Origin of the sequence: Glutamicibacter sp. NPDC087673 (assembly GCF_044743255.1) — a bacterium.
GTDB lineage: Bacteria > Actinomycetota > Actinomycetes > Actinomycetales > Micrococcaceae > Glutamicibacter.
The window spans coordinates 673,175-690,755 of sequence record NZ_JBIUWB010000002.1 but is presented as its reverse complement, the minus strand read 5'-3'; the positions used below and the strand labels follow the sequence as shown (position 1 = coordinate 690,755).

Annotated in this window: 21 protein-coding genes; 9 read left to right on the top strand and 12 right to left on the bottom strand. The window is 62.6% G+C overall.

Translation table 11 applies throughout. The features are described from left to right. A partial coding sequence (locus ACIOTL_RS07605; protein ID WP_400342262.1) for a transposase occupies window positions 1-356 on the top strand: 356 nt, incomplete at its 5' end. A 13-nt stretch (window positions 357-369) separates the two neighbouring features. Here ACIOTL_RS07605 and ACIOTL_RS07600 read toward each other — a convergent pair. The 3 genes from ACIOTL_RS07600 to ACIOTL_RS07590 all read right to left on the bottom strand — a co-directional run bounded on the left by ACIOTL_RS07600 (window position 370) and on the right by ACIOTL_RS07590 (window position 1,789). Continuing rightward, window positions 370-615, bottom strand: a complete 246-nt coding sequence (locus ACIOTL_RS07600; protein WP_400342261.1) for a hypothetical protein — start codon at window positions 613-615, stop codon at window positions 370-372. Between the two features lie 147 nt (window positions 616-762). After that, window positions 763-1,197 (bottom strand): GNAT family N-acetyltransferase, encoded by a 435-nt coding sequence (locus tag ACIOTL_RS07595; protein ID WP_400342260.1) that lies wholly within the window; start codon window positions 1,195-1,197, stop codon window positions 763-765. Between the two features lie 193 nt (window positions 1,198-1,390). Next, a complete protein-coding gene (locus ACIOTL_RS07590; RefSeq protein WP_400342259.1) occupies window positions 1,391-1,789 on the bottom strand; it encodes a hypothetical protein in 399 nt (132 codons plus the stop codon). A 230-nt stretch (window positions 1,790-2,019) separates the two neighbouring features. Here ACIOTL_RS07590 and ACIOTL_RS07585 point away from each other — a divergent pair, with 230 nt between their 5' ends. Next, window positions 2,020-2,298: a DUF4190 domain-containing protein gene (locus ACIOTL_RS07585; RefSeq protein WP_400342258.1), complete on the top strand. Its 279-nt coding sequence runs from the start codon at window positions 2,020-2,022 to the stop codon at window positions 2,296-2,298. A gap of 656 nt (window positions 2,299-2,954) precedes the next feature. On the opposite strand, the gene ACIOTL_RS07580 is transcribed toward ACIOTL_RS07585, so the two are convergent. After that, window positions 2,955-3,332: a GntR family transcriptional regulator gene (locus tag ACIOTL_RS07580; RefSeq protein WP_400342257.1), complete on the bottom strand. Its 378-nt coding sequence runs from the start codon at window positions 3,330-3,332 to the stop codon at window positions 2,955-2,957. A gap of 82 nt (window positions 3,333-3,414) precedes the next feature. Between ACIOTL_RS07580 and ACIOTL_RS07575 the strand changes: the two genes are divergently transcribed. Together ACIOTL_RS07575 and ACIOTL_RS07570 are read left to right on the top strand one after the other, a co-directional pair. Further along, window positions 3,415-4,068: an MBL fold metallo-hydrolase gene (locus ACIOTL_RS07575; RefSeq protein WP_400342256.1), complete on the top strand. Its 654-nt coding sequence runs from the start codon at window positions 3,415-3,417 to the stop codon at window positions 4,066-4,068. 112 nt (window positions 4,069-4,180) lie between these two features. Then, window positions 4,181-4,822, top strand: a complete 642-nt coding sequence (locus ACIOTL_RS07570) for a phosphatase PAP2 family protein (RefSeq protein WP_400342255.1) — start codon at window positions 4,181-4,183, stop codon at window positions 4,820-4,822. Between the two features lie 47 nt (window positions 4,823-4,869). On the opposite strand, the gene ACIOTL_RS07565 is transcribed toward ACIOTL_RS07570, so the two are convergent. Continuing rightward, entirely contained in the window at window positions 4,870-5,661 is a 792-nt protein-coding gene (locus ACIOTL_RS07565; protein ID WP_400342254.1) for a methyltransferase domain-containing protein, read from the bottom strand. A 77-nt stretch (window positions 5,662-5,738) separates the two neighbouring features. Between ACIOTL_RS07565 and ACIOTL_RS07560 the strand changes: the two genes are divergently transcribed. The 3 genes from ACIOTL_RS07560 to ACIOTL_RS07550 all read left to right on the top strand — a co-directional run bounded on the left by ACIOTL_RS07560 (window position 5,739) and on the right by ACIOTL_RS07550 (window position 9,006). Then, entirely contained in the window at window positions 5,739-8,273 is a 2,535-nt protein-coding gene (locus ACIOTL_RS07560) for a DEAD/DEAH box helicase (RefSeq protein ID WP_400342253.1), read from the top strand. After that, window positions 8,273-8,740 (top strand): NUDIX domain-containing protein, encoded by a 468-nt coding sequence (locus ACIOTL_RS07555; RefSeq protein ID WP_400342252.1) that lies wholly within the window; start codon window positions 8,273-8,275, stop codon window positions 8,738-8,740. The genes ACIOTL_RS07560 and ACIOTL_RS07555 overlap by 1 nt, the downstream gene beginning before the upstream one ends. A 74-nt stretch (window positions 8,741-8,814) precedes the next feature. Then, window positions 8,815-9,006 (top strand): hypothetical protein, encoded by a 192-nt coding sequence (locus ACIOTL_RS07550; protein WP_133834220.1) that lies wholly within the window; start codon window positions 8,815-8,817, stop codon window positions 9,004-9,006. 16 nt (window positions 9,007-9,022) lie between these two features. Here ACIOTL_RS07550 and ACIOTL_RS07545 read toward each other — a convergent pair whose 3' ends face one another. Together ACIOTL_RS07545 and ACIOTL_RS07540 are read right to left on the bottom strand one after the other, a co-directional pair. Beyond that, window positions 9,023-9,961: a phosphotransferase gene (locus tag ACIOTL_RS07545; protein WP_400342251.1), complete on the bottom strand. Its 939-nt coding sequence runs from the start codon at window positions 9,959-9,961 to the stop codon at window positions 9,023-9,025. Between the two features lie 78 nt (window positions 9,962-10,039). Then, the gene (locus tag ACIOTL_RS07540) at window positions 10,040-10,792 is read right to left on the bottom strand and encodes a metal-dependent hydrolase (protein WP_105656685.1); all 753 of its coding nucleotides are present in this window, start codon (window positions 10,790-10,792) and stop codon (window positions 10,040-10,042) included. A gap of 62 nt (window positions 10,793-10,854) precedes the next feature. On the opposite strand from ACIOTL_RS07540, the gene ACIOTL_RS07535 reads away from it, so the two are divergent. Next, complete coding sequence (locus ACIOTL_RS07535) at window positions 10,855-11,343, top strand: GNAT family N-acetyltransferase (RefSeq protein WP_133834222.1); 489 nt, start codon at window positions 10,855-10,857, stop codon at window positions 11,341-11,343. Beyond that, the gene (locus ACIOTL_RS07530) at window positions 11,343-12,629 is read left to right on the top strand and encodes an alpha/beta fold hydrolase (RefSeq protein ID WP_400342250.1); all 1,287 of its coding nucleotides are present in this window, start codon (window positions 11,343-11,345) and stop codon (window positions 12,627-12,629) included. The genes ACIOTL_RS07535 and ACIOTL_RS07530 overlap by 1 nt, the downstream gene beginning before the upstream one ends. Window positions 12,630-12,710: 81 nt before the next feature. Here the strand turns inward: ACIOTL_RS07530 and ACIOTL_RS07525 are convergent, their stop codons facing one another. The 5 genes from ACIOTL_RS07525 to coaE all read right to left on the bottom strand — a co-directional run bounded on the left by ACIOTL_RS07525 (window position 12,711) and on the right by coaE (window position 17,557). Beyond that, a complete protein-coding gene (locus tag ACIOTL_RS07525; protein WP_105656688.1) occupies window positions 12,711-13,163 on the bottom strand; it encodes a MarR family winged helix-turn-helix transcriptional regulator in 453 nt (150 codons plus the stop codon). A 100-nt stretch (window positions 13,164-13,263) separates the two neighbouring features. Beyond that, window positions 13,264-14,304 carry a TerC family protein gene (locus tag ACIOTL_RS07520; protein ID WP_105656689.1) on the bottom strand — a complete coding sequence of 347 codons (1,041 nt, stop codon included), beginning with the start codon at window positions 14,302-14,304 and terminating at the stop codon, window positions 13,264-13,266. A 245-nt stretch (window positions 14,305-14,549) separates the two neighbouring features. Next, the gene (gene uvrB, locus ACIOTL_RS07515) at window positions 14,550-16,637 is read right to left on the bottom strand and encodes an excinuclease ABC subunit UvrB (RefSeq protein ID WP_105656690.1); all 2,088 of its coding nucleotides are present in this window, start codon (window positions 16,635-16,637) and stop codon (window positions 14,550-14,552) included. Window positions 16,638-16,709: 72 nt separating this feature from the next. Next, complete coding sequence (locus tag ACIOTL_RS07510; RefSeq protein WP_400342249.1) at window positions 16,710-16,958, bottom strand: hypothetical protein; 249 nt, start codon at window positions 16,956-16,958, stop codon at window positions 16,710-16,712. 2 nt (window positions 16,959-16,960) lie between these two features. Continuing rightward, entirely contained in the window at window positions 16,961-17,557 is a 597-nt protein-coding gene (gene coaE / locus ACIOTL_RS07505) for a dephospho-CoA kinase (RefSeq protein ID WP_332502773.1), read from the bottom strand. Window positions 17,558-17,581: the final 24 nt, after the last annotated feature.

Here is a 17,581-nt window from a genome sequence, read left to right as displayed (position 1 = left end):
ATCACTCGGACGCGGGAAGCCAATACACCTCGATCCGGTACACCGACACTTTGGAAATTGAGGGGCTGGTTCCGTCGATTGGCAGTGTCGGCGACGCTTACGATAATGCCGCCGCGGAGACGGTGATGGGCTTGTTCAAGAACGAGGCCGTGGCCAAGGGTTCACCGTTCCGTACTGGTGCGTTGAAGACCGAATCCGACGTCGTTGAGGTCGCCTTCGGCTGGGTCTTTTGGTACAACAATGATCGCTTGCATTCCTCGCTGGATCACCAAACTCCAGAGGAATTTGAGCGAGTCTACTATGATGAAATGACAGGCTCGTTACCCGACGCAGCTGCACATAAGACGGCGGCATGATTTCCGGGACGGTTCACCATCCCGGCGCGTAATCCTCCTCCGGTAATTCATGCCCGCCGTCTAACCAATGAATTTGGGACCACATATTCTCTTGCTTGTCCCAGAAAAACGGGAACGATCGCATAATAGTGATCGAAGTGGTCAGCCAGCCTCTGGTCTCTCCGGCGAGCGTGAGCTCCCAAACTGAATCACGGAATTCATCCAAGAAAGGATCCCTCGGCCAGTCAGTTTCGTCAAACCATTTCTCAATCCATCGCATGCATTAGTTCTACCAGAGTGAATACTGGGTCTAGCGGTCGCTAGCAATTTTGGGTCCCGTCGGACGTTCCCCTTGCGGGCGCTCGTTTAGGGCACAGGCAAATGGGGCGGTATCTATTTGTCCCGGATAGCCTTGTGGTTAATGCGCCTACCTGCTCACGAGGTGCAGAATTGGGAACCCTCGGCCCTCCCCGTCGGTTTCGGACCGACCTATTTGCGTGAATCCCTTTGCGGCGTAAAAGTTTCGTCCCGATGGGTTCTGTTCATTGACGTCGACTCGTACGGATTCACGGCCGGTGACGACCGAATTAAGCAGAGCGCTCCCAATCCCACGCCCCTGTGCAAAAGCATCAACAAACAGCATCTCAAGAATGTCTTTCTCGATCGCGATGAACCCCATCGGTTGCCCAGCTACTTCGGCTACGCGCAAATCGGACATCTGAGGCAAATATTTTGCTACGTCCAATTCAATGGAATCGATATCCGCTGGAGTCAAGAACTCGTGTGTCGCCTCGACTGAGCGGCGCCAAATCGCAAGTAAAGCAGAATAGTCGGTATCAACGGCTGTGCGGATAGAAACCATGGCCTAATTCTAGTACTCGGAGGACTCCCGGATCGGTTCAAGTGCCAGCACCGCGTCGTCCGCAAGGTAATCCTGAACATACTCGGATGGGGACGAGCACCTGGCACCGGGGTTCACGTTCGGGCGACACAGAACGGAGGACAATGGGCAGTACTGCTGACCAGCCCGGACAATGTTCCCAGTCGCCAATGCGTTAACTGAACGGCTTAAGCTTCCATTCCGGTCCGTGATTGCTCGGTATGCAAATAAAAGCGCGTCGAAAGACGGATCTTTTATGAGCTAGTAGCGGCTTCGTGCTCAAGACAAAAGTCGCAACGTCATCGATCGTTTCTTCCTCGAATTCCATGACTTCGTCCAAGCCTTCGTGAATCGTTCGAAATCCCATATATCGCCCATCGTAGACGAGTTCCGGCGCTTCGCCGCCTACTACCAGTGTGAAGAAACTGAGCCGGTGACCTTGAAGATCTAAATGAACATGGTGCTTACGAACGTAGACTTGAGCGCTAATTTCCTTCGGTAAGTTTATGATGACCTTCTCAATCTGCTCCTTCAGCTGGGCGAGGTAGTCCAGTACCTTTTGGTCATCTTTCATGAGCCAAAATCTAGCATCATTCGTTTAGGATTCGTTCATGCATCTAGGCCACCACAATCAGTCCGCGCTCTTGCCCCGCAGCGCGTGACCACCAAGCTCATTTCGAAATATCAAGCCGGACGAGCACTACCAGTACTAGTACTTTCGATCCGAAGCTCACGAACCCTTCCAGCTTGTTGCCTCCCTGGCCTTTCGAGGGAATAGGCGTCTAGACTGCGTCGTAACAGCAATTGATGGAGGAACCGCACGGCAACGCAAAGAGTCTCGTCATACACGGATACGGGATCACTGAACAAGTACTCCGTTGCCTATGGTTCTTTGGCAATTCAGGTCTGGCCATCTTGGCCGTGGGCGCAGGCCATGTCGCGCTAAGCCAGATCACCCTACGGGGCGGACGCGGCCGCCGGCTGGCAATCGTTGCGCTCGTGGTGGGATACGCCATTGCCGCCTTGGCGCTCTTCACGATGTTAACTGCCATCCCGGCAATGATTCAGCAATACAACGCATAACGCCGTAATTTCACGAGCTAGGTTTCATGATCCTGCGCTGAGACCTTTCCACCGGTGTCGCCTCATTTTTATGAAGCGGACTACCTCACCGTGCTCCACGGCGTTCGGCATGTTTCCCATCTGGCCGACAAGCCAGAACATTCTCCCCCACGTGCATGGTACTCGTTTCAAATAAGCATGCCTGGGTTCTAAAGCTCCCACTCCCTAGGGCGACGTAGGGGGTCTGGGCCGAGAAGCGGAGCGCACATATTCACAACGCCAATGGATGCCAGCAGGTGCCTTCGAAAGCGTGGACGGTGCAGCCACGATCGGCCCGGCGCAGCGCGTTGGCCTGGTCTCCCAGGCTCCAGTCCGCAATTTCTCCAGTTATCGCCAATGGCCTCTTTTCGCGGGCGAGCTCTTGCAGTTCGCCGTTGAATTGACCACTGGTTCGGATAGCGGCGGGCGCGCGGATAATCCCCACCCCGATGGGGAAACTACGCTCGTTGGCTATTGGCAGATGGAGCTGGGTGAACCCGCAAGGTTCCTAGTCCTGCTCCCATGGCCAGTCAATCGCCACGGGGCTGTTGCAGGAACGAATGCCCTCATTCCGATTCGCATTCATCAGGTTCCACCTGTGGCTGGTTCCCGGAATCACTTCCAGAGGCGCTTCGGGGCTACCTTGGCAGGGAGCTGAACGCAGCGCGCAGGTACTTTACCGCGGTTGCTTCGTCGACCGACCACAGTTGGGCGACGCGGGCCAGATCGGCGGCCGCATCGCTGACTTCCTGCTCTGCACGATTCTCGGCGGCTTGGACCACGGTTCCGTGGCGGCCGCGGGTGACCACTGCGCCCTGCAGCTCAAGTTCCTTGTAGACCTTGGCGACGGTATTCACCGCGAGGTTCAAGGTGCCTGAGAGCGCACGAACCGACGGCAATTTGGTACCCGGAGCTAGTTTGCCCTTGGCAATTGCTGAGAGGATCTGCTCGCGGACCTGCTGATACGGCGCCACGCCCGAGTTCGGCTCGATCTTGATGAATTCCAGTTCGGTCATCCTGCACTCCATCCTTTGGACTGTGTTTGGCATTTATCCGAGCCTATCGCGTCAGCCGGGATCTGCACCGTAGTCTGGTTGCATGAACGAACTATTGCTGAACGATGTGACCGTCCGTTGGGTCTCAGTATCCGACATGGCAAACAACGTGTACCTGGTAACTAATCGGGAGACCGGCGAACAGCTGCTGGTGGATGCGGCCGATGACATGCCGGCCATCGAGCGGCTCATCCAGGCGGCCAGTGAAGACGCGAGCGATCCGCGCCTTATCGGCATCGCCACGACGCATCAGCACTGGGACCACGTGCGCGCGTTCGCCGAAGCCGTGGAGAAGTACCCGGTGCCGACCTACGCCGGTGCAGACGACGTCGCCGGCATCGCTGGAGAATGCGGGGTCAAGATCGACCATGCGCTGAACCACGGCGACCAGCTGAAGCTGGGCGATGTGATCATCGAGGCGATCCACCTGCGAGGGCATACGCCAGGTTCGATCGGCTATGCGCTGGTTGATTCCTCCGGCCAGCCCGTGGTGCTCAGCGGCGACAGCTTGTTCCCCGGAGGCGTGGGCAACACATGGAAGGACCCGCAGCGGTTCCTCTCTTTGCTCACCGACGTCACCGAACGCATCTTCGACCGCTTCCCGGACGAAACCCAGGTTCTGCCGGGGCACGGCGATTCGACGACACTGGGGGCAGAACGCCCGAATTTGGAGCAGTGGCGCGAACGCGGGTGGTAGCCCCTGGCTGCATTGCCAGCGGCATCCGTGCCGCTGGCAGCAGCGTTTAAATGGTGCGGGACCTCTTCCGGCTGATGCCTGCCGCCGGATCAGATCCGTATAATCACCACTTGTGAATTCTCCGCCCTCCGCACCAATTGCCATCGCCCCATCACGACCAGCCATCATCATCGCGGTTCTCACCGTGCTGGCGATGGCCTCCTATCCGTTGCGTGATGCCTTGTACCTGGAGATTTCAGGACCTGTTGCCCAGTCGGCGCTGCTCTCCGCGGCGGCTGTGTTCTTTTCCGAGATCTTGCTCTTGATGCTGATGGCCGGGGCCTGCACGCTCACCGTCCTGTGCTGGTTCTGTAACCGAGTTGCGTTTTGGCGCCTGGTTTCAGGCGCGATTGGCGCGGTAGCGGCCTATGGCCTGAGCGAGCTGGCCAAGATCCTGGTCGCCGAGGAACGCCCCTGCCGCGCCCTGGATGCTGTCACCGCAGTGGCATGCCCGGAAGCAGGCGACTGGTCTTGGCCCTCCAACCATTCGGTTCTCGCCGCCGGCGTCGCCGCAGCCTGCACGCTGGCCCTTCCGAAGCTGGCCAAGTACGCGATACCGGCCGTCTTGCTGATTGCCCTGTCCCGCGTGGGCGTAGGCGCCCACTTCGTCCACGATGTCTTCTCCGGGGTTGCGTTGGGCATCCTGGTTGTCCTGGTCTGCGTCCGGGTGCTGCCCGGCATCGTGCAAAGGTGCCTGGCGGGAAACAATCGCTGAGCCAGCTCACCTTCCAAGCGCTCTGACGATGCCGACCCTGGTGCGAATCAGCCGAGCTTGTGCCCGATCATGAAAATCCTGCGGAACGGGAAGTTCGTCAGGACGGTACCGTCCTGCGAAGCAAATGACGGGTAGTGCTTGGAGACTTCGGCCCGGTAGTCGTTCTCGAACTCCAGATAGTCTTCGTCGCTGAGCGTGTGGCGAATGGGCAGCAGCGCCGTCCCGCGAACCCAGTTCAGGATCGGGTCCTCCCCCGCGAGCAGCTGGTGGTAGGTGGTTTCCCAGACATTGGCCTGGAACCCCGCGTCCAGGAAGATCCGCTGGTATTCGCCGGGCTCGCCCACCACGTCGTCATGGCGCAGCACCCCTGCCAGCTGGCCGGACCACTTCGGGCTGTCGGCAACTGCGCGCATCACCGCGTGCGACGGAGAGCCGAAATTGCCCGGGACCTGGATGGCCACGTTCGCGCCGGGCTTCAGGTGCTCCAGCCAACCGGCCAGCAGCTCGCGATGCCCCGGAAGCCATTGCAGCATCGCGTTGGAGAACAGCAGGTCCGTGTCGGAGTCAGGGGTCCACGCCGTGGCATCGGCCAGCGCGAAGCCCAGGTTCTCCTCGTGCTCGCTCTGCGTGGCCCTGACGATCATCTCCGGTGAGGAATCAAGTCCGGTGACCTGCGCTTGCGGCCAGCGCTGGGCCAGCAGCCGGGTCATATTTCCCGGCCCGCACCCCAGATCGATGACCTTCGACGCGTCAACCGAGACCAGCTGCCCCAGCAAATCCAGGTACGGGCGGCCCCGGTAATCGGAGAATTCGGTGTATTTCGTCGGATCCCATTTCATATTCCCGAGCCTAAACGAGAGGCGCACGCAACAACTAGCCCCCAGTCATAGTTCTCAACCGATAGGCTAGGAACATCATGTTGCTCACCGATTATCTGCCAGCAGACGCCAAGAACGTATCCGACGACGAAATCTACGAGGCTTTCGGCCAATGGGTCGCAACCCGTGGCATCAACCTCTACCCCGCACAGGACGAAGCGTCGATGGCGCTGGCCGGCGGCAACAACGTCATCCTGGCCACGCCCACCGGCTCGGGCAAGTCCATGGTTGCCATCGCAGCCCACTTCTACGCCATGGCCCGAGACCAGATCAGCTTCTACACCGCGCCGATCAAGGCGCTGGTCTCCGAGAAGTTCTTCGACCTGTGCAAGATCTTCGGCGCAGAGAACGTCGGCATGGTCACCGGTGATTCCTCGGTGAACGCCGACGCCCCGATCATCTGCTGCACCGCTGAGATCCTGGCGAACATCGCCCTGCGCGAAGGCTCCAAGGCGGACGTGGGCTGCGTGATCATGGACGAGTTCCACTTCTACGCCGATCCGCAGCGCGGCTGGGCCTGGCAGGTGCCGCTGATCGAGCTGCCGCAGGCGCAGTTCCTGCTGATGAGCGCCACCCTGGGCGATGTCACCCGCTTCGAGCAGGAACTCGAAGAGCGCACCGGCACCCCGACGGTGATCGTCGCGCACACCGAGCGCCCAATCCCGCTGCACTTCTACTACTCCATGGAGCCGGTGCAGGAGGCCGTGGAGGAACTGATCAAGACCAAGCAGGTGCCGATCTACATCGTGCACTTCTCCCAACTCGATGCCATCGACCGCGCCACCGGGCTGATGAGCGTGAATGTGGCCACGCGCGAGGAGAAGGAAAAGATCTCCGAGATGATCGGCGGATTCCGCTTTGCCGCCGGGTTCGGCAAGACGCTGAACCGCCTGGTGCGCCACGGCATCGGCATCCACCACGCCGGCATGCTGCCCAAGTACCGCCGCCTGGTCGAGCAGCTGGCACAGGCCGGCCTGCTCAAGGTCATCTGCGGCACCGACACCCTGGGGGTGGGCATCAATGTGCCGATCCGCACCGTGGTGATCACCGCGCTGTCCAAGTTCGACGGCACCCGTACGCGCATCGTGAACGCCCGCGAATTCCACCAGATTGCCGGGCGCGCGGGCCGCGCAGGTTTCGATACCGCAGGCACCGTGCTGGTGCAGGCTCCGGAGCATGCGATCGAGAACCACAAGGCCATGGAAAAGGCGCTGAAGAAGCACGGCGAGGGCTCTTCCAAGCTCAAGCAGATCCCGAAGAAGAAGCCGCCGCAGAACTTCGTGACCTGGGGCGAGAAGACCTTCGAGAAGATCGTCGAGGCCGCCCCCGAGACGCTGAAGTCCTCATTCCAGGTCTCGCACTCGATGCTGCTGAACCTGCTGGAGCGCGAGGACAATTCGTTCGAGGCCGCCCAGCGCCTGCTCAGCGAAAACCACGAGACCCCGGCGTCCCAGCGCAAGCTGAAGCTGCGTGCCCTGGGAATCCTGCGCGAACTGATCGCCACCGAGGTGGTCGTGCGCCGCAATGAGCCAGACGAATACGGCAACTACTATGAGCTGACCGTGCACCTGCAGCAGAACTTCGCGCTGAACCAGCCGCTCTCGCCCTTCGCGCTGGCCGCCCTGGACCTGCTGGATCCGGATTCGGCCAGCTATGCGCTGGATGTCGTTTCGGTGATCGAGGCGACCTTGGAAAAGCCGCGCCAGGTGCTCTCCGGCCAGGAGAAGAAGGCCCGCGGCGAGGCCATCGCCGCGATGAAGGCCGAAGGCATGGACTACAACGACCGCATGAACGCACTGGATGAAATCACCTATGCGATGCCGCTGGCCGAGAAGCTGGAAAGCGCCTTCGAGCAGTACCGCTCCGGCGCGCCGTGGCTCTCGGACTTCGAACTGGCGCCGAAGTCGATCGTGCGCGACATGTACGAACGCGCCATGGGCTTCTCCGATTTCGTCCAGTACTACCAGCTGGCCCGCTCCGAGGGCGTGCTGCTGCGCTACCTCACCGATGCCTACAAGGCCCTGCGACAGACCGTTCCCCAGGACGCGCTGCGCGAGGACCTCGAAGACCTGATCGAATGGCTCGGCGAGATGATCCGCCAGATCGACTCCTCGCTGCTGGACGAATGGGAAGAGCTCTCCCGCGGCGAGCTGAGCGAGGCAACCGAAACCGCACCGCCTCCGGCACCGGAAAAGCTGACCAGCAATGTGCGCGCCTTCCGCGTAATGGTCCGCAACGAGATGTTCCGCCGCGTGAAGCTGTTCGCCGACGAGCAGGACAAGGCCCTGGGCGAGCTCGACGGGCATAGCGGCTTCGACGCGGACACCTGGGCCGATGCCATGGACGACTATTTCGACGAGCACGAGGACATCGACGACGGTCCCGCCGGACGCGGCTCGAAGCTGTTCATCATCAAGGACATGCCCCAGCGCACCTGGGAGGTGCGCCAGATCTTCGCCGACCCATCCGAGCACCACGACTGGGGCATCACCGCCACCATCTCGCTGGATGACTCGGACGAGGCCGGCGAACCTGTGGTCAAGGTGACTTCGGTGGGCCGCCTGGACTCCTGATGCCCGCCATCAGCTACGCCATCTTGCGGCGCGCCGACGAAGTCCTGCTTCAACTGAGGTCGGGAACCGGCTACATGGACGGGTTCTGGAGCACGGCGGCCGCCGGGCACGTTGAACCCGGCGAGGCTGCCGTTGCCGCCGCCGTTCGCGAAGCCCGCGAGGAATTGGGCATCCGGATCGCGGCAGACCAGCTCCAGCCGCTGTGCACGGTGCACCGCTACCTGCAAGCGGGCAGCGGCGCCCAATCCCCTGTGGATTTCTTCTTCCTGGCGCGCCAGTGGGACGGTACTCCGCGCCTCATGGAACCGGAGAAAGCCTGCGAGCTTCGCTGGTTCCCGCTCGATGCCCTGCCGCAGAACCTCGTTGCGCAGGAACAGCTGGTACTTTCCCGGCTGGATTCCGGCTTGCCGCCAATTATCTGCATGGGATCCGGCACGGCGCTGGACCAGTCCCGGCATCTGGGCTAGTCGCGCACTCGATGCCCGAGGCATCCGCACCGAATCCGGTGGCAATGCCGCGGACAGTGCCGTAGGGTATGGCCATGAACGGGTACAAGCTTCGCCTGCTCGGGGCAGGCCTCCTGCTGCTGGTCCTGGTCGGGCTGCTCAGCGGCTGGTCCGAGCTGTTTGCTTCCGGCGCGTGGCTGGCGACCTTGGTCCAGCTCGGTTCGCTGGTCCTGGGCCTGGCCCTGGTCTACCGCGGGGAAAATGCCACGCCGGCCCGGTTCGGCTAGCCCTTGCAATAGCCAGCTAGGCCAGCCGCGCCTTGAGCCACCCAACGGTGGCGGCCGCCTGCTTCGCGTGATAGCTGCGCAGCGTGGGCAGCCCCGGAACCTCGGGCCTGCGCGCCGCGTCCACATAGTAGGCGGCCAGTCCAGCTAAGACCGCGCTGACCGCGTCCGCGCCCGCCGATTCTAAGATCGGGTGGGAGGCGGCAATGGCATCCGCATCCAGCGCCGGGTCGAAAATCCGGGCTTCAACCAGCACCGTCAACGCGTCATACCATGCGGCGCCCCGCGAAGCCCACGGCCAATCCACCAGCATCACTTCTCCGCCGTCGCCCAGCAGGATGTTGTCCGAGCGCAGATCCGAATGCACCAGCTGGTCTCCGGCCAGCGCCCCGATACCGTCCATGGCCAGCCCATGGAGTTCTTCCAGGTTCTGCGCCACCCAGGGATCAGCAGGAAGCCAGCCGTCCTGCATGATCCGCGCATAACCGGCTACGTCCTCGCGCAGTTCCTCTTCCAGCGGCGGCAGCAGCTCGATCAGGGAAACAGGGGCCTGATGAGCCAGCTGCGCCAGCGTGTCCAGCACCCGTTCCAGCTGTCCGGCCGGCCAGGGAAGCTGCGGGCTGGCCCCTGGGCCTTCAGCGAAGACCAAGGCCTCCCAGCCTTGCCAGCTGATGCGCCCCAGGAACTGCGGAACCGGCAAGGCCGCCGGGAGCTTGGCCGCTATTGCCGCTTCGCGGGCGTGCAATGCCGTGGCCGGCGCACTGAGGCCCGGATGCACCGCTTTGGCGAAGACCCGCTGGCCATCGGCGGTGAGCAGCCGATCGGCGCTGCCCGGGGAAAACCCCGAGGCTTGGCTTTGCGCCCGGATCACCCGGGATCCAAGGTGCGATTCGATCCGTGCGCGCAGTTCTCCAGGAAGCTGATCCCAGGTGATGCGCCGGGTGAATTGAATCTGCATGGTTCGGATCATGCCAGATCACCGGCTGCCAGCCAAAGCGCGTTGCACTGCGGTGAGCCGGCAGCGGGCCGGGGGCCCTCAGGCGACGATCAGCGCGATGCCCACATAGGTAGTGAGCAGCGTCGCGAGCAGCCATTCTGCGGTGGAACCCGTCTCGGCCAGAATCGGCAATGCCACCCGCCCATTGGACTTCCAGCAGCCGCCAATCAGCGGCAGCCGGCGGAACCAGCGCGGCGAGCCGATCTTGATCGGCCACAGCAGATTGCAGCCGCCGATGGTCAGCATGTCGCCCAGCACGTGCACGATCGCGCCCAGGGAGACTGCCATCAGGAACCAGAGGTTCTGCTCCGGCGCATTCATCCCGACGAAAGTCCCGGCGGCCAAGGCGATAATCCAGCACAGCAGCGGCGGCATGAATTTCATGGTCTTCACCGCGAAGGAAATCAGCAGGATCGCGAACAGCGCCGCGGCCGGGTAGACCGTGCCCAACGCCGCGGTCTGCACATCCCAGCCGTTGGCCAGCCAGGCCAGGAAGATGAAGAAGGCGATGCCGATCAGCGAATGGGTGCCATTGCGGTGCCCACCCGAAACCGAACCGACAATCCGCGTGAAAATGCTGGAGAACGGGGGCAGCGAGCGGGCGATCGTGGCCCCGTGGTGATCCGCGTCGGGCAGCAGGGCCGCGCCAGCGCAGACGATCGCGCCGGCCAGGGTTTCCCAGCGGTCCATCTGGAAAGTTCCCAGCCCCAGGTTCACCGAACCCACGGTGACGTCAGTTGTAATTGCCAACCATGCGGCTGCGCCGCTCACCGCGTGGTGTCCACCCATCATGCATTCAACCTTAGGTCTGGTCACCGACGTTTTAGCGGTGCGACGGAGGTAAGCTGGAACACATGAGTATTGTGCGTGAAGCTGTTCCGGGCGACTGCCCGCAGATCTTGGCGATGATCCAGGAATTGGCCGACTATGAAAGGGAACCTGATGCGGTGCTCAACACCGCAGCAGACCTCCAATCCCATCTGTTCGGCCCCAATCCCCAGGTCTTCGCCCATGTTGCCGAGGATGAAACCGGGACGCTCAGGGGCATGGCCCTGTGGTATCTGACCTACTCCACTTGGGAAGGCCGGCACGGCATCCATCTGGAGGATCTGTATGTGCGCGAATCCCAGCGCGGTTCAGGCACCGGCACCGCGTTGCTGCGCACGCTGGCGCAGATCTGCGTCGAACGCGGCTACAAGCGCCTGGAATGGTCAGTGCTGGATTGGAACGAGCCGGCCATCAGGTTCTACGACGCCATCGGTTCCAGCTCCATGGACGGCTGGAGCACCCGGCGCCTGGACGGCGAAGCACTGCAACAACTTGGCATGCAAGGAGCGAGCTAATGCGCCACTACCGCGGTATGGATGTCACCGACCATCGCATCGAGGTTCCACTGGATCACGCCGATCCGCAGGGCGAAAAGATCTCGGTCTTCGCCCGCGAGATCAGCACCGGCACGGCCAAGCCCTGGCTGCTGTTCCTGCAGGGCGGTCCAGGGGGCAAATCCCCGCGCCCCGGTTCCTTGTCGGGGTGGTTGGCCGAAGCCACCAAGCACTTCCGCGTGCTGCTGCTGGACCAGCGCGGCACCGGACTGTCCACCCCGGCTAACCGCAAGTCCCTGCCGCTGCGCGGGGACTCGGCCGCCCAGGCCCGCTACCTCTCGCATTTCCGCGCCGACTCGATTGTGCGCGACGCCGAAGCCCTGCGCGAGCACCTGGGCATCGAGCAGTGGAGCACCCTGGGGCAGAGCTACGGCGGGTTCTGCACCCTGACCTATCTCTCGCTCTTCCCGCAGTCGCTCACCCGCTGCCTGGTCACCGGCGGGCTGGCCTCGCTGGATGCCGATGCGAAGACCGTCTATCGCGCCACCTACCAGCGGATGGCAGGACGCAACAGCGAGTACTTCTCCTGGTACCCCGAGGACTTCCAGACCCTGCACAGGATCTACGAGCATGTGCGCACCAATGACGATGAGCTGCTGCCCAACGGCCAGCGCGTCACCGTGCCGCTGGTGCAGATGCTGGGCATGTACCTGGGCGGAAACACCCGGGTGCACCTGCTGCATCACATCTTCGAGGAGGCCTTCAGCCACACCCCGGGCGGCGACCGCCTCTCGGATCACTTCCTCGAAGCGCTCCTGGCCCAGAGCTCTTTCGCCTCGAACCCGCTCTATGCGCTGATGCATGAAACCATCTACGCCCAAGGCGAGCCGACCAATTTCGCGGCCGAACAAGTCCTGCCGGAATTCGCCGACTTCACCCGCCACGCGGCGACCCCGCTGCTGACCGGCGAGATGATCTACAGCTGGCACTTCGCCGAAGATCCTGCCCTGCGCCCCCTGGAGGACGTGGCCCGCATCCTGGCCGAGCACGAAGGCTTCGGCCCGCTCTACGATCTGGACGTCCTGGCCAAGAACACCGTGCCGGTGGCCGCCGCGGTCTACCATGACGACGTCTATGTGGACCGCGAGCTCTCGCTGCGCACCGCCTCGCAGGTGGCCGGGTTGCAGACCTGGGTGACCGATCAATTCCACCATGACGGCATCGGCGACGATGGCCCGGCGATCTTCCGCCGGCTGCTGGCCATGGCCAACGGCGAAGACCCGGACGCCGCGGCCCAGGACAGCTAGCCCGCGCACCGGCTAGGTTAACGCGCAGGGCGCTTGAATCCCCCGGGGATTCAAGCGCCCTGCGCGTTAAGCCTTCTGCTGCTAATGGTCCAGCTTCGCGGCAACCTGGTCATTCAACCGCTGCAGCAGCGGCACAGCCTGCGCCAGAATCCGCCGTTCCTCGGCGCTGAAAGAATCGATGCCGCCGGCCAGCGAGGAAATCGCGCGCTGCCGGTAGGCTTCAATGGCCTCCTTGCCGTCGCCGGTCAGGCTCACCAAGCTGGCGCGGCCGTCCCCAGGGTCCGGTTGTCGCTGGACCAACTGGTCGTTTTCCATGCGGATGACCAGACCGGTCATGGTCGGCTGGGCCACGCGCTGCTCGATCGCCAAGTCGCCCACGCGCTGGGGGCCCAACCGGTCCAGGGTGGAAAGCACCCGCCAAGCGGTCACCGATCGGCCTTGCCCGGCCGCGCGTCCAAGCAGCCGGGACATGGTGCCCGACGCTAGTGCTACGCCGGTGGCAATGCCACTGGCTTCTGTCGATAGGTCGCTCATGGAAAATACCTTAGCAGAACAGCATAGGCACACTATGCGGGTGCGGAAAACCCGCCGGGGCCAGTTGGAAGCAACTGGTCCCGGCGGGTAATTGTGCGGATTACTTGGCGGCGTCCTGCTCTGCAGCTTCCGCTGCGCCGGCGAGCTCCGCGGCTTCAGCCGAAGCAGCGGCGCGCTTGCCCCATGGGCTCCACAGCGACAGCACGGTTGCGATAACGATCGCGCCCAGGATGACCAGCAGCGAAACACCCACGGAAATATCCAGCCACGCGTAATGCAGCGGCTCGCCGCCGTTGATGAACGGCAGGCTGTTCTCGTGCAGGGCGTGGAAGACCAGCTTCACGCCGATGAAAGCGAGGATGAAGCTCAGTGCGTGCTTCAGGAAGACCAGGCGGTTCATCAGGCCACCGAGCAGGAAGTACAGCTGGCGCAAGCCCATCAGCGCGAAGATGTTCGCGGTGAACACAATGAACGCGGACTTGGTCAGGCCGAAGATCGCCGGGATCGAGTCGAAGGCGAACAGCAGGTCGGTCATGCCGATGGTCACGAAGACCAGCACCATCGGGGTGAACAGCTTCTTGCCGTCGACCACGGTGCGCAGCTTGGCGCCATCGAAGTCCTTGGAAATCGGCAGCTTGGAGGTCAGCTTCTTGACCAGGCCGCTTTCCTCGTCCTCATCCTCGTCCTTGAGCTGGTTCCATGCGGTCCACAGCAAGAAAGCGCCGAAGATGTAGAAGACCCACGACCACTGCTCGATGATCGCGGCGCCGAGCACAATGAAGATTGCGCGCAGGACCAACGCGATGATGATGCCGAACATCAGCACTTCCTGCTGGTACTTACGCGGTACCGAGAAGCGCGCCATGATGATGATGAAGACGAACAGGTTGTCCACCGACAACGCGTATTCGGTGACCCAGCCGGCGTAGAATTCCTGGCCAAGCTGCGGTCCAGCCTGCGTCCAGATCACGGCACCGAAGATCAATGCCAAGGAGATGTAGATGCCGACAAAAATGCCTGCTTCCTTCATGGAAGGAATGTGCGGACGCTTGGTGACGTACAGCAGGTCTGCGATGAGCACCGCGCACAGAACAATCAGCGCGATGATCTCGAATTGAATAGTTAACCCATTAGTGCCCACGGACGAGCGACCTTTCGTTGGAGGGTATGGAAAATCGCCGCAAGTCTCTCCGCCGCCACACCAGAAATCGAAACACTTCGATAGCTGGCTCAGTGATCGGCTGCTGTGCCCGGCGAAACATCATTGGTTCGCGTGTTGACGTCCACAGCATTGGGATACTCCCCTACGTCCAGTGATCAAGTGTAGCGCACAGGAACTGCACAGGCTTGGCGCATGTCCCAATACTGCGCTGGACAGCAGCAGGGCTACGCGTGCCCGGCAGCCTTCATCTGGCGCAATTCCTTCTTCAACTCGGACACTTCATCGCGGATCCGGGCGGCCAATTCGAACTGCAACTCAGCGGCCGCGGCGTGCATCTGCTCGGTCATTTCCCCGATCTGGGCCAGCAGGTCCTCGGCCGGGGCGGCGGCCAGCCCATCCTTGCGCACCGCGGACGAGGCCTTGGTGCGCTTGGCATTCTTCGCCAACCGGTTGTTGTTCAGCAGTTCCTGGGTGTCGGCATCCTCACGGGCCAGCTGGTCGGTGATGTCAGCGATCTTCTTGCGCAGCGGCGTGGGGTCGATCCCGTGCTCCTTGTTGTGCGCTTCCTGGATTGCCCGTCGGCGGTTGGTCTCCTCGATCGCCTGGTCCATCGCATCGGTGATCTTGTCGGCATACATGATCACCTGGCCCGAGACGTTACGCGCGGCACGGCCGATGGTCTGGATCAGGCTGGTGGCCGAACGCAGGAAGCCCTGCTTGTCGGCATCCAGGATCGCGACCAGCGAAACCTCGGGCAAATCCAGGCCCTCGCGCAGCAGGTTAATGCCCACCAGCACGTCGAAGGAACCCATGCGCAGCTCGCGCAGCAGCTCCACGCGGCGGATCGTGTCCACATCGGAGTGCAGGTACTGCACCCGCACCTGGTGCTCGGTGAGGTAGTCTGTCAGGTCCTCGGCCATGCGCTTGGTCAGCGTGGTGACCAGCACGCGCTCATCGCGATCCACACGGGTACGGATCTCATCGAGCAGGTCATCGATCTGGCCCTTGGTGGGCTTGACGATGATCTCGGGGTCGATCAGCCCGGTGGGGCGGATGATCTGCTCCACGAACCCGTCGGACTTGCCCAGCTCGTACTTGCCCGGAGTGGCCGAAAGGTACACGGTCTGCCCGATGCGCTCAAGGAACTCATCCCATTTCAGCGGGCGGTTGTCCATGGCACTTGGCAGGCGGAAGCCGTGTTCCACCAGCGTGCGCTTGCGGGACATGTCGCCCTCGTACATGGCGCCGATCTGCGGCACGGTGACATGCGACTCGTCGATCACCAGCAGGAAGTCATCGGGGAAATAGTCGATCAGGCAGTGCGGGGCGCTGCCGGCATCGCGGCCGTCGATATGGCGCGAGTAGTTCTCGATGCCGTTGCAGAAACCCATCTGCTCCATCATTTCCAGGTCGTAGGTGGTGCGCATGCGCAGCCGCTGGGCCTCGACGAGCTTGTTCTGCGATTCCAGCTCCTTCAGGCGCACCGCCAGCTCGTCCTCGATCCGCTTGATCGCCTTGTGCATCCGCTCGGCACCGGCCACATAGTGGCTGGCCGGGAAGATGTACATCTCGGTCTCCTCGCGGATCACCTCGCCGGTGACCGGGTGCAGGGTGTGGATCGCTTCCACCTCGTCGCCGAAGAACTCGATGCGCACGGCCTGCTCTTCGTACATCGGGATGATCTCCACCGTGTCCCCGCGCACGCGGAAGGTGCCGCGGTGGAAGTCCATGTCGTTGCGGGTGTACTGCATGGCCACGAACTGGCGCAGCATCGCGTCGCGGTTCAGTTCCTCGCCGGTGCGCACGGTGACCATCCCGGCCACGTATTCCTCGGGAGTGCCCAGGCCGTAGATGCACGAGACGGTGGCGACCACAATGGTGTCGCGGCGGGTGAGCAGGGAGTTGGTGGCCGAGTGGCGCAGGCGCTCGACTTCCTCGTTGATCGAGGAGTCCTTCTCGATGAAGGTATCGGTCTGCGGGACGTAGGCCTCGGGCTGGTAGTAGTCGTAGTAGGAGACAAAGTACTCCACCGCGTTATTGGGCATCAGCTCGCGGAACTCGTTGGCCAGCTGGGCGGCCAGGGTCTTGTTCTGCACCAGCACCAGGGTGGGGCGCTGCACCTGCTCCACCAGCCAGGCGGTGGTCGCGGACTTGCCGGTACCGGTGGCACCGAGCAGCACGATGTCCTTCTCGCCGGCGTTGATCCGCTCAGTCAGCTGCTTGATGGCCTGCGGCTGGTCGCCGGCAGGCTGGTACTCGCTGATGACTTCGAAGGGGGCGACCACGCGCTTGATCGGCTGTGCAAGACTCATGCTTCCAGCATATCCACTTGCCCCGACCGTTGGGGCTGCGCCCTAGCCAGCTTTCAGCTTAAATCCGGGGTGCTACTTGCGCATCCCGTAGCGGATCGCATTGCGCTTGACGGTGCGCTGGATGCTGCTGCCGAAGAATCCCACGGTCATGATGGTGGCGGCAATCAGCCCCAGCAAGGCCAGGGAGCCGGAAATGTAGACCACCGGCGAATACGGCCCGGATTCGCTGGCAACGAATTCGGCGCGGCCGCCAAAACCGAGCCACAGCACCAAGGCGACGGCGAAAGCGATCAGGGTGATCCACTTGCAGATCTTGTACATTCCTACTCCTGTGCTGGCGCCAATTGGCGGTAGAGGGCAGAAACCTGCACCTCCAGTTCTTCCAAGGTACCGGAATTATCCAGCAGGTAGTCGGCTACGGCCGCCCGCTGGTCATCCGTGGCCTGCGCGGCCATCCGGGCCTCGGCGTCTTCCCGGGTCCAGCCGCGGTCCTGGACCATGCGGCGAATGCGTTCGGCGTGCGGGGCGGCCACGACGACCACCGCGTCGAAGCTGTCCAGCTGGCCGGTCTCGACCAGCAGCGGGATGTCCTCGACCACCAGCGAGCCGGCTGGCGCTCCTTGGCGCAACTTCGCCGCTTGCTCCCGCACCAGCGGGTGCACGATCGCGTTGAGCTTGGCCCGCGCCGCCTCGTCGGCGAAGACTATCGCGCCCAATGCGGGACGGTTCAGCGACCCGTCGGCCAGCAAAACGGCTTCGCCAAACGTGTCCTTGATCGCAGCCAGCCCGGGCGTGCCGGGTTCGACCACCTGGCGCGCCAACGCGTCGGCATCGATGACTACGGCTCCCAGGGCGGCCAATTTGGCCGCGACCGCAGATTTTCCGGAGGCCACTCCCCCGGTCAGTCCCACATGCATCATGTTCCCACCCTATAAACTAAGAGG

Bases quoted from the DNA above. Each gene is read 5' to 3' on its own strand.
- ACIOTL_RS07545 (WP_400342251.1), bottom strand. From the start codon at position 9,961: ATGCAGATTCAATTCACCCGGCGCATCACCTGGGATCAGCTTCCTGGA.
- ACIOTL_RS07590 (WP_400342259.1), bottom strand. From the start codon at position 1,789: ATGAAAGATGACCAAAAGGTACTGGACTACCTCGCCCAGCTGAAGGAG.
- ACIOTL_RS07600 (WP_400342261.1), bottom strand. From the start codon at position 615: ATGCGATGGATTGAGAAATGGTTTGACGAAACTGACTGGCCGAGGGAT.
- ACIOTL_RS07595 (WP_400342260.1), bottom strand. From the start codon at position 1,197: ATGGTTTCTATCCGCACAGCCGTTGATACCGACTATTCTGCTTTACTT.
- ACIOTL_RS07535 (WP_133834222.1), top strand. From the start codon at position 10,855: ATGAGTATTGTGCGTGAAGCTGTTCCGGGCGACTGCCCGCAGATCTTG.
- ACIOTL_RS07510 (WP_400342249.1), bottom strand. From the start codon at position 16,958: ATGTACAAGATCTGCAAGTGGATCACCCTGATCGCTTTCGCCGTCGCC.
- ACIOTL_RS07575 (WP_400342256.1), top strand. From the start codon at position 3,415: ATGAACGAACTATTGCTGAACGATGTGACCGTCCGTTGGGTCTCAGTA.
- ACIOTL_RS07580 (WP_400342257.1), bottom strand. From the start codon at position 3,332: ATGACCGAACTGGAATTCATCAAGATCGAGCCGAACTCGGGCGTGGCG.
- ACIOTL_RS07540 (WP_105656685.1), bottom strand. From the start codon at position 10,792: ATGATGGGTGGACACCACGCGGTGAGCGGCGCAGCCGCATGGTTGGCA.
- uvrB (WP_105656690.1), bottom strand. From the start codon at position 16,637: ATGAGTCTTGCACAGCCGATCAAGCGCGTGGTCGCCCCCTTCGAAGTC.
- ACIOTL_RS07550 (WP_133834220.1), top strand. From the start codon at position 8,815: ATGAACGGGTACAAGCTTCGCCTGCTCGGGGCAGGCCTCCTGCTGCTG.
- ACIOTL_RS07555 (WP_400342252.1), top strand. From the start codon at position 8,273: ATGCCCGCCATCAGCTACGCCATCTTGCGGCGCGCCGACGAAGTCCTG.
- ACIOTL_RS07565 (WP_400342254.1), bottom strand. From the start codon at position 5,661: ATGAAATGGGATCCGACGAAATACACCGAATTCTCCGATTACCGGGGC.
- ACIOTL_RS07530 (WP_400342250.1), top strand. From the start codon at position 11,343: ATGCGCCACTACCGCGGTATGGATGTCACCGACCATCGCATCGAGGTT.
- ACIOTL_RS07560 (WP_400342253.1), top strand. From the start codon at position 5,739: ATGTTGCTCACCGATTATCTGCCAGCAGACGCCAAGAACGTATCCGAC.
- coaE (WP_332502773.1), bottom strand. From the start codon at position 17,557: ATGATGCATGTGGGACTGACCGGGGGAGTGGCCTCCGGAAAATCTGCG.
- ACIOTL_RS07525 (WP_105656688.1), bottom strand. From the start codon at position 13,163: ATGAGCGACCTATCGACAGAAGCCAGTGGCATTGCCACCGGCGTAGCA.